The 529-nt window shown below is 49.9% G+C and carries 1 pseudogene; it reads right to left on the bottom strand.

Annotated elements, in window-relative coordinates:
- Nucleotides 1-171: 171 nt before the first annotated feature.
- Nucleotides 172-529: pseudogene (locus tag GOB82_RS13245) on the bottom strand (hypothetical protein); the annotation flags it as partial.

The following is a 529-nucleotide window of genomic DNA, read 5'->3' as shown; positions in this document are numbered from 1 at the left end:
TCGTCACTCAATGCTCGTGCCATCACCATCTCCATCAATGGAAACGGTGAATCACAATCTATGCCCCATGTCACCCCACACGATTCATCGTTCAGTGGACGTGCTCTAGTGAATGAAGGTGTCGACAATGTCATCTACGTTTGCTCGACCATCGACCTTGTAAATCAGACCTCAAACGAGGCCGACCGCATTGGGATCGATCACACGATACGTGTTTACAGCTCGTATTCGAACGAACTTTTCGAAACCGGGAAAGCGTTCTGCATCACTACCTATTCGGCGCTCTTCAACGGCCATAGTTCGATCAGAAAACGGTAATTCCCAGGCGCGATCATCTTCGATGACGCGCATGTCGCTGAAGCGACGTTGCGCAGCGCTTTTACAATGAGGATCGGCGGATTCAACCGGTCGTCGCAACACCTGGAGGGATCGAAGAACCCTTGATTGATACGCTTGGCTGGTGATTTCAGGCTTTTGGCGATTTGATTGACTACTTTTGGGTTGGTTTTCGATCTGCGTTTTGAGCAGA

This window comes from Acetobacter farinalis (assembly GCF_011516935.1).
Taxonomy (GTDB): domain Bacteria; phylum Pseudomonadota; class Alphaproteobacteria; order Acetobacterales; family Acetobacteraceae; genus Acetobacter; species Acetobacter farinalis.
The sequence above is the reverse complement of the archived record's forward strand: the minus strand, read 5'-3'. Positions and strand labels throughout refer to the sequence as shown.